Annotated in this window: 13 protein-coding genes; 9 read left to right on the top strand and 4 right to left on the bottom strand. The window is 52.4% G+C overall.

Features of this window, described 5'->3' with window-relative positions; genetic code table 11:
• Positions 1–16 precede the first annotated feature (16 nt).
• Both AC1W8Y_RS05425 and AC1W8Y_RS05420 read right to left on the bottom strand, forming a co-directional pair.
• A complete protein-coding gene (locus AC1W8Y_RS05425) occupies positions 17–1006 on the bottom strand; it encodes a quinone oxidoreductase family protein (RefSeq protein WP_482013456.1) in 990 nt (329 codons plus the stop codon).
• Positions 1007–1035: 29 nt separating this feature from the next.
• Positions 1036–2232 (bottom strand): MFS transporter, encoded by a 1197-nt coding sequence (locus AC1W8Y_RS05420; RefSeq protein WP_482013455.1) that lies wholly within the window; start codon positions 2230–2232, stop codon positions 1036–1038.
• A gap of 129 nt (positions 2233–2361) precedes the next feature.
• Here AC1W8Y_RS05420 and AC1W8Y_RS05415 point away from each other — a divergent pair, with 129 nt between their 5' ends.
• Positions 2362–3156 (top strand): SDR family NAD(P)-dependent oxidoreductase, encoded by a 795-nt coding sequence (locus AC1W8Y_RS05415; RefSeq protein ID WP_482013454.1) that lies wholly within the window; start codon positions 2362–2364, stop codon positions 3154–3156.
• 20 nt (positions 3157–3176) lie between these two features.
• Here AC1W8Y_RS05415 and AC1W8Y_RS05410 read toward each other — a convergent pair whose 3' ends face one another.
• Positions 3177–4151 (bottom strand): Bug family tripartite tricarboxylate transporter substrate binding protein, encoded by a 975-nt coding sequence (locus AC1W8Y_RS05410; protein ID WP_482013453.1) that lies wholly within the window; start codon positions 4149–4151, stop codon positions 3177–3179.
• 183 nt (positions 4152–4334) lie between these two features.
• Between AC1W8Y_RS05410 and AC1W8Y_RS05405 the strand changes: the two genes are divergently transcribed.
• From AC1W8Y_RS05405 to ugpC, 5 genes are all read left to right on the top strand, one after another.
• Positions 4335–5018, top strand: a complete 684-nt coding sequence (locus AC1W8Y_RS05405) for a hypothetical protein (RefSeq protein WP_482013452.1) — start codon at positions 4335–4337, stop codon at positions 5016–5018.
• Positions 5019–5164: 146 nt separating this feature from the next.
• Positions 5165–6493 carry a sn-glycerol-3-phosphate ABC transporter substrate-binding protein UgpB gene (ugpB, locus tag AC1W8Y_RS05400; RefSeq protein ID WP_482013451.1) on the top strand — a complete coding sequence of 443 codons (1329 nt, stop codon included), beginning with the start codon at positions 5165–5167 and terminating at the stop codon, positions 6491–6493.
• Between the two features lie 8 nt (positions 6494–6501).
• Positions 6502–7386 carry a sn-glycerol-3-phosphate ABC transporter permease UgpA gene (gene ugpA / locus AC1W8Y_RS05395; protein ID WP_482013450.1) on the top strand — a complete coding sequence of 295 codons (885 nt, stop codon included), beginning with the start codon at positions 6502–6504 and terminating at the stop codon, positions 7384–7386.
• Between the two features lie 9 nt (positions 7387–7395).
• Positions 7396–8250 (top strand): sn-glycerol-3-phosphate ABC transporter permease UgpE, encoded by an 855-nt coding sequence (gene ugpE / locus AC1W8Y_RS05390; RefSeq protein ID WP_482013449.1) that lies wholly within the window; start codon positions 7396–7398, stop codon positions 8248–8250.
• Between the two features lie 15 nt (positions 8251–8265).
• Positions 8266–9273, top strand: coding sequence for a sn-glycerol-3-phosphate ABC transporter ATP-binding protein UgpC (gene ugpC, locus AC1W8Y_RS05385; protein ID WP_482013448.1), 1008 nt, complete (start codon positions 8266–8268; stop codon positions 9271–9273).
• 18 nt (positions 9274–9291) lie between these two features.
• Here ugpC and AC1W8Y_RS05380 read toward each other — a convergent pair whose 3' ends face one another.
• Positions 9292–10185: a lysophospholipid acyltransferase family protein gene (locus tag AC1W8Y_RS05380; RefSeq protein ID WP_482013447.1), complete on the bottom strand. Its 894-nt coding sequence runs from the start codon at positions 10183–10185 to the stop codon at positions 9292–9294.
• 102 nt (positions 10186–10287) lie between these two features.
• Between AC1W8Y_RS05380 and AC1W8Y_RS05375 the strand changes: the two genes are divergently transcribed.
• From AC1W8Y_RS05375 to hutG, 3 genes are read left to right on the top strand one after another with little or no spacing between them, the layout of a single operon-like run.
• Positions 10288–11034, top strand: coding sequence for a transporter substrate-binding domain-containing protein (locus tag AC1W8Y_RS05375; RefSeq protein WP_482013446.1), 747 nt, complete (start codon positions 10288–10290; stop codon positions 11032–11034).
• Entirely contained in the window at positions 11035–11691 is a 657-nt protein-coding gene (locus tag AC1W8Y_RS05370) for an amino acid ABC transporter permease (protein ID WP_482013445.1), read from the top strand.
• Complete coding sequence (gene hutG, locus AC1W8Y_RS05365; protein WP_482013444.1) at positions 11688–12647, top strand: formimidoylglutamase; 960 nt, start codon at positions 11688–11690, stop codon at positions 12645–12647. The genes AC1W8Y_RS05370 and hutG overlap by 4 nt, the downstream gene beginning before the upstream one ends.
• Positions 12648–12680: the final 33 nt, after the last annotated feature.

Here is a 12680-nt window from a genome sequence, read left to right as displayed (position 1 = left end):
ACAGCTGGGTCGGGCTTTAAACGCCCGTGTTTGGCATGCGGATGACGATTTTGCCGACGTGTGCATTGGTCTCCATCATGGCTTTTGCTTGGGCCAGATCAGCAAACGGGAAGACCTCATCAACCAGGGGCTGAATGCTTCCGTCACCAAGAAAGGGCAGAATATCTCGCTTAAACGCAGGCAAGAACTCGGCTCTCTGTTCAGGGGTGCGCAACTTATTTGACACGCCGAAAAACCTCAATCGCTTGGCGTGCAGTGCCTGCAGATCGATCTCCGCGCTGAGGGTATTGTCGACGTAGCCGACCATGGCAAACCGAGCTTCAAATGCCATGCATTTAACGTCTTCGGCGAACACGGTTCCGCCGACGGTGTTGACGACCAAGTCAACCCCTCGTCCGTTGGTAACTGACAAAACTTCGTTGGCGAAGTCTGGTTGGCGTGTGCAGATGCCAACATCCAGACCGTGCTGTTTGAGCCTGGCCAGCTTGTCTGGCGAGCCTGACGTCCCAATCACCTTGGCGCCAATTGCTTTGGCGTACTGCAGGGCACAAACACCGACACCAGACGATACCCCGTTAATGAGCAGCCACTCATGGGCTTTTAATTCACCCTGGAGCGTCAACATGTCGTGCACGACCAAAAAGGCCAAAGGCGCACTCGCTGCTTGTTCGAAGGACAGATTTGCAGGGATAAGCATGGCTTCTCTTGTGTCCATGCAGGCGTATTCTGCAAAGGCACCTTTGCAACGACCCATGACTCGATCGCCGACCGCGAATCCTGAGACCGCTTCGCCCAGACCGGCAATGACACCAGCCCCTTCCATGCCAATCTGGGTGGCCTGATCACCTTTGTGCAGGCCATGGCCGACGACGAACTCGCCTCGGTTCAAACTGGCTGCTTTTAGTTCGACAAGTACTTGGTTTGGACCAGGCGTCGGTATATCGATGGATCTGGTTTCTAAGGTGGTTTGACCTTCTTTCGTGTGCATCCAGTATGACAACATCATTGAACCTTTATCAGTTGGTGAGGCAATCTCTAAACGGAATTCGCTTTTATGTTGCGTTGACTAACTAGCCATAGCAGGGCGAGGGCGACCATGGCAATAGGGATGAGGGATCCATAATTCATCCAGTCCCATCCCTTGGTGGTGAGTAGGGCACCCGAGCTCAGGGAAGTGACCGCCATCACGGCAAACACACAAAAATTGATGGCGCCCTGGGCTTTGTCTTTTTCCTCAGGCTTGTAGGCGTTGAGTGCCAGGGTCGTACTGCCGACAAAAAGAAAGTTCCAGCCGACGCCCAGCATGAACAGTGCTGCCAGAAAGTGACGCAGGTCAACACCCGTCAATGCGATCGCAACGCAAACGAGATTCAGCAGCAACCCAATCGACATGACTTGAATTGCGCCGATCTTTTTTATTAAGGAACCAGTAAAAAAACCTGGCGCGAACATGCCGATGACATGCCATTGCAACACCAGCGCCGCATCCGAAAACGGAAATCCGCAGACATCCATCGCGAGGGGCGTTGCCGCCATGAGCAAATTCATGATGCCGTAGCCAAGGGAGGCGCCTAACGCACTCACAAAAAACAGGGGTTGTTTGATGATGTCGATAAGTGGCCGGCCACTCGTTTTTGGTGCTTCTGTTCGTGCGTCATCGGGGAAGTGAATCTGGGCCATCAGAATGTAGGCAACCACCCCGATCAGCGCTAAGGCAAGATAGGGCCCCATGAAAGGGATGCTCAGTGCATCTTTAGTCAGCACCGTCATGCTCGGGCCAAAAATGCCACCCATCAAACCACCTGCCAGCACCCATGAGACCGCCTTTTCGCGCATGCTGGGGTGAGCAAGCTCGGGCGCAGCAAATCGGTAGATTTGCCCATTGGCGTTGTAATAGCCAGCGACGACGGTACCCGTGATGAGCAGTATGAAACTGTGCAGGCTCACGGCCAAAGCACAGAGAAGTGCTGACAAGATAGCGACGACGATACCGAATTGGAACGACTTTTTTCTACCATAGCGGCGTTGAGTTTTGGCGACGATGCTCGTTGAGAGGGCGCCTCCCACCACATAGCCCATGAGTGGCAAGGTCGCTAACCACGGGATGGGGGTCAGTGAAAAACCCACTAACCCGTTAATGGCCGCAAACGTCACGTTATTGGTTAAAAACAGCCCCTGACAGACAATCATCATCACCAGGTTTCGATTGAACAGCTTGTGTTTTGTCGTCATGAGTGGGTGTTTTTGTAGTTTTGAGACCAATTCATTTGATATTACCCGCTCGGCGCACTCTCGGGTAGGGCGTGCATTGATCTATGATGCCCTCATAAAAATCCGTTCAATTGATGGGGGACACACAGCATGCTTAGACTCGATGGCAAGGTGGCACTGGTAACCGGTTGCGGTACGCGCGGTGAAGGGTGGGGCAACGGCAAAGCAATCACCGTTTTGCTCGCTCGCCAAGGAGCAACAATTTTTGGCGTAGATCGAGATCTCGAAGCGGCTCAAGTCACCCAGCAACTCGTGCAAAGCGAAGGCGGCAACGCTTTTGTGATGGCCGCTGACGTGACAAGCGCTGAGGATGTTCAGAAGATGGTTCAGGCCTGTCTCGAACGGTTTGGCCGAATTGATATTCTGATCAATAACGTGGGGCAATCAGAGCCAGGAGGGCCCGTCGAAATGAGCGAAGCGACGTGGGATAGTCAGCTCGACTTGAACGTCAAATCAGCCTTTTTAACCATGAAATCGATCTTGCCAATTATGGAAAAACAAGGCAGTGGCTCGGTGATTAGTATCTCGTCCGTCGCCGGCCTGCGATACGTCGGCAAGCCTCAGGTGGCCTATGCGGCGGCAAAAGCAGCCTTGATGCAATTGACCAAAACCACCGCAGTTTTATATGCAAACAAAGGGATTCGGCTGAACTGTGTGGTACCCGGTTTGGTGTTCACTCCGTTGGTCAAGCGATTGGCAGATAAATACGCAGGTGGTCAGTTCGAGGCTTTCGTTGAACATCGCCACCAGCAGGTTCCCGCGGGGCATATGGGTGATGCATGGGATGTGGCTCATGCCGTGCTGTTTCTAGCGAGCGACCAAAGCCGCTACATCACCGCGCAAGACATCGTGGTTGACGGCGGCTTGATTGCCGCCACCAAGTAATCAATAGCCCAAACCCATCGCTAGTCTGCCGTTGCACCAGACTGTTTGACCACGACGGCCCACTTTTTTGTTTCGTCTGCAATGGTTTTGCCAAAGTCTTCAGGTGTGCCTGGGATGGGCAATCCACCGAGTTCGAGCAGTCTCTCTCTCATTTTGGGTTCTGCCAGGGCTTTGTTAACCTCGGCATTAATCCGATTGATCGCGGCTTTCGGAGAGCCTTTAGGCATTGCTAGGCCAAACCATGCCGTCGCCTCGTAATCTGGGATGGTCTCGCCAATAGAAGGCACGTCAGGCATCGATGGTTCGCGCTTGGCCGAGGTCATGCCGATTGCCTTTAAGCGACCACCATTGATGTGCGGTGCCGATGAAGGCAAATTATCAAACATGACCTGTACCTGCCCTGCAATCAGATCGGTGAGCGCGGGACCTGCGCCCTTATACGGCACGTGGGTCATGTCACACCCTGACATGGATTTGAAAAGTTCCCCAGACAGGTGAACCGATGTGCCGCTACCCGAGGATGCCATATTGATTTTGCCTGGATTCGCTTTGCAATAGGCAATGAATTCAGCCACGTTGTTCACGGGTAGGTTCACTTTTGTGATTGCCATCACATTGGGCGTACGAACGATGCCAGCGACCGCATCGATATCACGTAGAAAATTGAAATGCAGCTTTGGGTACAACGTCGTATTGATGCCGTTCGCCGGATTTGCCAGCAGCATCGTGTAACCATCAGGGGCCGAATTCACCACGTATTCTGTGCCAATGTTGTTACCACCACCGGGCTTGTTCTCGACGATAACTTGCTGCCCGAGCTTTTCAGACAAATTGGCAGCAATGAGGCGTGCCAGGACGTCTGTGGTTCCGCCAGGTGCGTAGGGTACGACCAATTTGATGGGATGTGAAGGATACACATCTGCTTCGGCTGCGAAAGCACTGAGTGCCATCATCGAAACAAACACGGCACCCATCCAGGGTAGAAATCTTTTCATGTTGATAATCCCATAAACTGCCACGATTGATCTTGTCTAGAAAGCGATCTTAACTGTAAAGTCGCGGGGGGTTAGTCTGGCGGGCATCTGCTTTTATAACAAAAAGCTAACGACGAGAAGTCATATTCGCGATAGTATCAGGCTGTTGAGGCCGGTTTTTAGCGTAATCCCGATGTAGATCTTATGGAAATCTCACAAATACAGGTCATGTACCTTGACCAAGAAGACAGGATGCTGATGCGTATGAACTTGGGCGCAGATAAACACCTGAGTCTCGTGGTCACACGGCGCATTTGTCGGTTCATGCTCGAACGTCTCTCGATATTTTTAAAAATTGACGGTCTGATCGGTCAAACGCCAGCCCCGAATAGTGCAAATGATTACTTTGGTCGCGCGCAATCGAGACCCATTCCAGTCGAGGCGCAACGGTTTGACGGTAACACGGACAACTGTGCGACCGAGGGCGAGGATACCCAAAGCGGCCGAGGTCTGGGTGGTCATGCGAAAGTTGCGATGAGCCCAGCGCCGGCACCCAAGATAACGGTCGCACCAAAAGAAAGTATGCCCTTCCAAGAAAGGCCTCAGGCAGGCAATTTGCTTGGGGCTGATGTCGAGCCAGCCTTAGTGGCAGATGCTGCCTGCGCGTTTGCGCCAGATCTCCTGACGTTCGAGTTCATGATTACCGGTCGCAACTCTTTCAACGTCAGCCTTGCACGGGATCTTGGGTTAGGCTTGCACTCGCTACTGAATGCGGTTGCCGGTCACGCCCATTGGTTTGTGACCATCAATGTCATGAACAATCCAGTAGAGACATCGCTGGAAGATGATTTTCCCAAAGAGTACAAACCCAGCAGCACCTATCACTGACAACAATCGGCTAGCTCTCGTTTGGTTTTATGGGGGTTTACGCGAAGGTCTGTTCGATAAATAACATGTTTGTGACACAATTGCAGTAAAAATGTCACATGCGGACGCTAAAGTCCGAGGCTCATATCGAGATAACTGGGGATAGCATGAAATTGAAGATCTCTCGCACCGTAGCGACGGTTTGTTTGACTGCCGCAACGCTGACCGTTGCTGCGCCATCGTACGCCGCTACTGAAATCATCTGGTGGCACGCCATGTCTGGTGCGCTTGAGGGTTGGGTCAATGATCTGGCCAAGAACTTTAATGAGAGTCAGTCAGAGTTCAAAGTCGTGCCTGTACTCAAAGGTAGCTACGATGAAGCGATGACGGCTGCGGCAGCAGCGTTTCGCGCCGGTAATCAACCAGATATCTTGCAGGTGTTCGAGGTTGGCACTGCGACGATGATGGCAAGCAAAAGCACGATCGTGCCTGTGACAGAGGTCATGAAAAAGGCGGGGCTCTCCTTCAAACCAACGGATTATGTCCCTGCAGTGATTGGTTATTACACGGCGCCTAATGGTGAGGTGCTCAGCTTCCCGTTCAACAGCTCAACCACGGTTTTGTTCTATAACAAAGACGCGTTCAAAGCGGCTGGTTTGGATGCTGAAAAGCCACCGACGACTTGGGCAGACATGGAAGTCGCCATGACTAAGCTCAAGGCATCCGGTAGCACATGCCCCTACACAACGAGCTGGATGAGCTGGGTTCAGCTAGAGAGCTTTAGCGCCTGGCACGACACAGAGTTTGCAACCCAGGGTAACGGGATGCGTGACATGTTGAAAGCACGCTTGGCCTTTAACGCGCCATTGCAAATGCGTCATATTGGTAATCTCGAAAAGTGGTCAAAAGAGGGTTTATTCAAATACAAGGGTCGAGCAAGCGCAGCAACCAACAACTTTGTTTCAGGCGAGTGCGCGATGTTGACAGGTTCGTCCGCGACCTATGCGGACGTCAAACGAAGCGGCAAGTTCGCGTTCGGCATTTCGACGCTACCTTACTATACCGACGTAAAGGGTGCCCCTCAAAATACGGTCATCGGTGGCGCGAGTTTGTGGACAATGAGCGGCAAGCCTGCCGATCATTACAAAGGCATTGGTCAGTTTTACGCCTATTTGTCCAAGCCTGAGGTCGCCGCGGCGAGCCATCAGCGCACAGGTTATTTGCCGGTCACGATTGCTGCCTACGAGCTGACCGACAAATCTGGTTTTTACAAAGAGAATCCCGGTACCGATGTCGCCGTGACTCAGATGATTCGCAAGACAACCGATAAGTCGCGCGGTATTCGGTTAGGCAACTTCATTCAGATCAGAACCATCATCGACGAAGAACTCGAGCAGGTCTGGTCAGAAAAGAAAAGTACCAAAGAAGCGTTGGATAGTGCGGCGAAAAGAGGTAACGAGCTCTTAGAGCGTTTTGCCAAAGCGAATACCAAGTAAGCTGATCAATGGAAAAAAAAGTCCGGTTTAAATCGAATTGGCTTCCGTGGGTGCTGATTGCGCCACAGATGCTCGTGATACTGGTCTTTTTTTTCTGGCCTGCCGCGCAGGCGTTGTACCAAAGTGTTCTAAGTCAGGATGTCTTTGGCACCTCAGTGACGTATGTCGGATCAGAGAATTTTCAACGACTATTCTCTGACTCAACTTATCTCGAATCCTTCTACACCACCGCAGTCTTTGCCGTACTGGTCGCTGTCATCGGCTTGTCCCTGGCCCTTTTGCTGGCGGTGATGGCTAATCGTATCGCCCGTGGTACGAGCGTCTACCGCACACTTTTGATTGCGCCTTACGCGATTGCGCCAGCTGTGGCGGGTGTGCTGTGGCTGTTCATGTTCGCCTCGCCGATGGGCGTGATCGCTTTTGCGCTCAAAAGCATGGGCATTCGCTGGAATGTCTTGCTCGACACCGGCAACGCGATGACCTTGATTGTCATTGCAGCAATCTGGAAGCAAATTTCTTACAACTTCCTGTTTTTTTTGGCAGGCTTGCAGTCGATTCCAAAATCGTTGCTTGAGGCGGCAGCCATCGACGGTGCGACACCTTGGCATAGGTTCTGGACGGTCGTGTTTCCGCTTCTATCGCCCACGACCTTCTTTCTGCTGGTGATTAATGTGGTGTACGCGTTCTTTGAAACGTTCGCGATTATCGATGCGACCACTCACGGCGGGCCAGGTGCCTCAACCTCGACACTGGTCTATCGCGTCTACTACGACGGATTCAAGGCGATGGATATGGGGGGGTCTGCGGCGCAGTCGGTCATCCTCATGATTGTCGTCGTCATGCTGACGGTAGCCCAGTTTCGTTTTGTTGAACGCAAGGTGCAATATTCATGAGATCAGTCCATGGTTGAGCGCAAATCCAGTTTGACGTGGTTGTCACATGTCGTGCTCATCTTGGGGGTCTTGACGGTCGCCTTGCCACTTTACATTACCCTCATCGCCTCGACCCAGAGTGCCGAAGAGATCGCGGCCGCCGCGCCTATCTCGTTGTTGCCGGGAGGACACTTCATCGAGACCTATCGGCTCGCGTTGTTTGGCGGCTCAACCTCGCAAGGGGGTGTGATTGTGCCTGCTTGGCCGATGATGAAAGTTAGCCTGATCAGTGCGCTGATCATTTCTATGGGCAAAATTGCCATTTCCTTATTGTCAGCTTTTGCCATCGTTTATTTCAGATTTCCGTTTCGAGGTCTGGTGTTTTGGATGATCTTCGTGACCTTGATGTTACCGGTCGAAGTGAGAATCGGACCGACCTATGATGTCGTAGCGAGCCTCGGCTTATTGAATAGCTACGCGGGGTTAACGATCCCCCTCATTGCGTCTGCAACCGCAACATTTCTGTTTCGACAGTTCTTTTTGAGTGTTCCCGACGAACTCACCGAAGCGGCACGGATGGATGGGGCAGGGCCGATGCGATTTTTTTGGGATATTTTGTTGCCTTTATCCAGAACGAGCATTGCAGCGCTTTTTGTTATCCAGTTTATTTACGGTTGGAATCAATACTTGTGGCCCTTACTGGCTACCACCAGTGAGGATATGTATCCCGTCGTCATGGGCATTCGGCGGTTGATTTCAACCGAAACAACCCCTGACTGGAATGTCGTGATGGCCAATGTTGTGCTGGCTATGATTCCGCCCATGATAATCATCATGCTCATGCAGAAATGGTTCGTCAAGGGTCTAGTCGACGCAGAGAAATAACCGGATAAAGCTGATATGGCATCCATTACATTTACCCACGTTAAAAAGCAATACGGCGACGCTCGAGCCGGGGTGCAGGTGATTCACGATCTGAGCGCACAGGTGGAGGACGGCGAATTCATTGTGATTGTCGGGCCCTCGGGGTGCGGCAAGTCGACGTTGTTGCGAATGGTGGCTGGTCTTGAAGCGATCTCCAGCGGAACGATTGCCATTGACGGACAAGTCGTCAATGAGCTTGAGCCCGCAGCGCGCGACATTGCGATGGTGTTTCAAAACTATGCGCTGTATCCGCATATGACAGTCTTTGACAATATGGCTTATGGGTTAAAGATTGCAAAAGTACCTCAGGCAGAGATTCGGGCTCGTGTCGATAAAGTGGCTGGTATTCTTGAACTAGCGCCCTACTTAGATCGCAAGCCAGGTGCCTTGTCAGGTGGACAGCGACAACGAGTCGCGATGGGTCGCGCTATCGTCAGACAGCCCAAAGTGTTTCTTTTTGACGAGCCGCTATCGAACTTGGATGCAAAGCTGAGGGCGCAAACCCGGCTCGAAATTCAAAAACTGCACCGCGAGCTAGGCATCACCTCTTTGTTTGTCACACATGATCAAGTCGAAGCCATGACACTTGCCCAGCGCATGGTTGTCCTGAATGCAGGGATTGTCGAACAGTTTGGCACCCCAGAAGAAGTCTATCACCGGCCTGCTTCGATGTTTGTGGCCAGTTTTATGGGGTCACCCCCCATGAATTTACTTAAAAATATGCCAAGCGTCCCGGCCGGCCAAGTGTTAGGGGTGCGTCCTGAGCATTTGGAGATTGATCCCGATGGCTGGCCAGTGGTGGTTGAGGCCGTCGAGATGTTGGGGGCTGAGCGTTTGATTTACTGCTCTCTCGGGGGAAATCAGCTGATTCTGCGCTCATACGACGATCAGTTGGTCGCGCGCATTGGTTCCACATTGACGGTTAAACCGCGAGCAGGCTGCATCCATTACTTCGGCGCGGTGACCGGTAAACGAGTCGACTGATCAAATAACATCGCTGCGTTAACGCTCCCCCTTGGCGCGTGGTTCGCGGTAACGGTTGTAACCCCAGAGGTATTGATCTGGCATTTGGCGGATCATTGCCTCCATCTCAACGTTGATTTGTGTGGCCGCTTCAACAGGGTCTTTGGATAAGGGCTCTGTCATCCGTTTGTGCAAAATGGTGAAGCCACACCCTTTGGCATGACGTTTTGCACCCAGAATGAAGATCGTCGCACCGGTTAGACTTTGCAACCGCTCGACGATTGTCATGGTGTATGCAGGTCTACCGAAGAAGGGCGCCCATACGCCTTCACCCAGCACAGGTACCTGATCCGGCAAAATGCCAACGGTATGACCGCGCTTTAGTGTCTTGACGAGAGTTCGTACCCCAGATTGATTGGCCGGTGCCATCACCAGTTTTTCACGACTGCGCATCTTGACGATCCAGTCCTGTAACCAAACCAATCGCGGTGGGCGAAACAAGACGGTCGATTGAAACCGACTACTGTAAACCGGGCCCAACAATTCGAAGCATCCCGCATGCGGAGACAGCAAAATGACACCTTTGCCGAGCGCCAGGGCGTCTTTAAATTGATCCCAGTCATCGCAATCAACATAGCGATTCACAGAGACGTCATCTCGTTTGACCCACCAATAAGGCATTTCAAAAAATAATTGCCCCACTGGGATGATGGCCTTGCGGATAGACGCCGTGCTGGTGCCGGGGATTGCTTGAGATAGATTTTGAGCCGCTCTGCGCTTATAGCTTCCTGGCAAGCACCAGAGGATCCAACCAAAAAACCGTCCAATTTTTTGTGCAACCGGTAATGGTAAAGCGGCAACCGTGCGAAAGACAGCGGTTGCAAACGCGGGTCCGATTTTCTCAATCCACACTGCTTGATTTCCTTTTTTCATCATCCATCAATACGGTAGCATGCATCGACCATCTCACGCTCGTTTGCGGTAAGCTTCATGCCTGATGTGCATTCTGATCGTCAACACCATAAGGGATTCAACATGCTAAACCGTCGTCATCTGCTTGCAGTCTGTTTCTCGCTGTTGGCTACTACCATTGCAGGGCCAGCGAGTGCCGAGACTGCGCCATTGCGCGTCGTCACTGATGCGACCTTTCCGCCCATGGAGTTTGTCAAAGATGGACAGCGCACCGGGTTCGATATCGACCTAGTCGAGGCGCTAGGTAAGGCGATGGGACGAAAGATCGAATGGATTGACATTGACTTTAAAGGGTTGATCCCCGCACTGCAGGCAGGTCGAGCAGATATGGCAATGTCAGCCATTTACATCACAGACGAGCGTCGGAAAGTGGTGGATTTCAGCGATGCCTACTATGCCGGTGGTCTGGTGGTGCTGACGAAGAAAGAGGGCTCGGTCAAAACCTTAAAAGACCTTGACGGTAAGAAAGTTGCGGTCCAGGTTGGGACTAAGTCAGTCAATTTCCTCAAGGATAGCTTCCCCAAGGTCGAGCGTGTCGAAGTCGAGAAAAATCAAGAAATGTTCAACTTGGCGCAGATTGGCCGAGCTGATGCTGCCGTCACAGGCAAACCAGCAGCGAAACTTTATGCACAAACGCATACCGATATGATGGTTTTACCTGACCAAATTACCGTCGAGGACTACGGGATGGCGATTCCGCAGAGTCAACCTGAGACCACCAAAGCGATCAATGCCGCATTGCAAAAAATTAAAGCCGACGGTACTTACGAACTATTGGTTAAAAAGTGGTTCGAAGCACAGGCAAAATAATTGATGCTGGATTTCACTCCCGTCTGGACTGACTGGCATTCATTGCTTGAAGGGGCGTTGGTCACCGTCGAGGTGACATCAATGGCCTTGACGTTGGGCTGCCTGATTGGCCTGCTGGTTGGTATTGGCAGACTCAACCCTAAGCGGCGAGTCGTCTACAGTGTTTGCACCCTATACGTAACCTTCATTCGTGGCACGCCACTTCTGGTGCAACTCTTTATCTGGTTCTTCGGTTTGCCGCAGTTTGGCTTGCTGTTGCCTGCGATGGTGTGTGGGGTACTCGGGCTAGGTATTTATTCAGGTGCCTATGTCTCCGAGATCGTGCGAGGGGCGATCCAATCGATCCATCATGGCCAGCGCGAGGCGGCGCTTGCGCTGGGTTTGACGCCGTTGATGAGTATGTTCAAAGTGATCCTGCCTCAAGCGATCGTGAGAATGATCCCACCGCTAGGTAATGAATTTATCGCGTTGATCAAGAACTCTGCCCTGGTGTCGCTCTTGACCATCCACGACTTAATGCATGAAGGGCAAAAAATCATCAGCGTGAGTTATCGATCGCTTGAGGTTTACCTGGTGGTGGCGCTCATTTATCTGGTGCTGACCTCCGGGGTGGCCGCACTGTTGGCGGCCTATGAGAGAAAACTTCAAAGAATATGAGCGCTTCGCCAATCGACACTAGCATCTGGGCAGGTCGCGACGATAGCGCTGAGCAAGGCGATGTCAGGCGCTTATTTCAGATTATTCGAACCGATGATTGGGCAATGCACCCAGGTGCGGCTGCGTTGATCGGTTTTTCTTCTGATGCGGGCGTTGCTCGCAACAAGGGAAGGTTGGGTGCGGCTGAAGGTCCGGCCGCGATTAAAAAGCGGATGGCAAGTCTGCCCGCGCACCATTTTACTGAGGTCTGGGATTGTGGCGATGTCATCTGCATAGAGGGTGATCTTGAAGCCGCACAGATGGCTTTAGGTCTGAAAGTCAGCCAAGTGATGGCACAAGGCGTTAACCCCGTCGTGCTTGGGGGCGGGCATGAGGTAGCCTGGGGCACCTATTTGGGTTTGAGGACTTGGTTGTCTCAACAGGATACTGAGCCGCCGGCGCGTCAATTGCTTGTCTTGAACTTGGATGCTCATTTTGACTTGCGAACCAGTCGGCCTGCCAGTTCTGGCACGCCCTTCGATCAAATCGCCCAAGATTGTGAACGTACGGCCCGACCTTTTCAGTACGCTTGTTGGGGGGTGTCAAGGCTCTCCAACACGGCCGCGTTGTTCGCGCGCGCAGCGGTTTTGGATGCCGATGTTGTTGAAGATACGGCCATGCAGATGGGCAACCTGAGCACTTTGCTCGAACGTCTTGATCGATTGCTGGCGACGGCTGACGACGTGTATCTGAGCATCGACCTCGATGTCTTACCTGCCAGCGTGGCGCCAGGCGTCTCGGCACCCGCTGCCTTTGGCGTCTCGCTGCCGGTGATTGAAGCGATTGCTCGGCACGTCAAACAAAGTGGAAAAATGCGCATTGCTGACATCGCCGAGCTTTGCCCTCGGTTAGATATCGACGACCAAACGGCTCGAATTGCTGCGCGCCTGGCATGGTACTTACTGGATAACCGTTGACATACCCCTATTACCCATTCGCTGAGGATGTGT

This window comes from Jezberella sp. (assembly GCF_964834465.1).
The sequence above is the reverse complement of the archived record's forward strand: the minus strand, read 5'-3'. Positions and strand labels throughout refer to the sequence as shown.

Bases quoted from the DNA above. Each gene is read 5' to 3' on its own strand.
- AC1W8Y_RS05425 (WP_482013456.1), bottom strand. From the start codon at position 1,006: ATGATGTTGTCATACTGGATGCACACGAAAGAAGGTCAAACCACCTTA.
- AC1W8Y_RS05380 (WP_482013447.1), bottom strand. From the start codon at position 10,185: ATGAAAAAAGGAAATCAAGCAGTGTGGATTGAGAAAATCGGACCCGCG.
- AC1W8Y_RS05405 (WP_482013452.1), top strand. From the start codon at position 4,335: ATGGAAATCTCACAAATACAGGTCATGTACCTTGACCAAGAAGACAGG.
- ugpE (WP_482013449.1), top strand. From the start codon at position 7,396: ATGGTTGAGCGCAAATCCAGTTTGACGTGGTTGTCACATGTCGTGCTC.
- AC1W8Y_RS05375 (WP_482013446.1), top strand. From the start codon at position 10,288: ATGCTAAACCGTCGTCATCTGCTTGCAGTCTGTTTCTCGCTGTTGGCT.
- ugpA (WP_482013450.1), top strand. From the start codon at position 6,502: ATGGAAAAAAAAGTCCGGTTTAAATCGAATTGGCTTCCGTGGGTGCTG.
- AC1W8Y_RS05410 (WP_482013453.1), bottom strand. From the start codon at position 4,151: ATGAAAAGATTTCTACCCTGGATGGGTGCCGTGTTTGTTTCGATGATG.
- AC1W8Y_RS05420 (WP_482013455.1), bottom strand. From the start codon at position 2,232: ATGACGACAAAACACAAGCTGTTCAATCGAAACCTGGTGATGATGATT.
- hutG (WP_482013444.1), top strand. From the start codon at position 11,688: ATGAGCGCTTCGCCAATCGACACTAGCATCTGGGCAGGTCGCGACGAT.
- AC1W8Y_RS05415 (WP_482013454.1), top strand. From the start codon at position 2,362: ATGCTTAGACTCGATGGCAAGGTGGCACTGGTAACCGGTTGCGGTACG.
- ugpB (WP_482013451.1), top strand. From the start codon at position 5,165: ATGAAATTGAAGATCTCTCGCACCGTAGCGACGGTTTGTTTGACTGCC.
- ugpC (WP_482013448.1), top strand. From the start codon at position 8,266: ATGGCATCCATTACATTTACCCACGTTAAAAAGCAATACGGCGACGCT.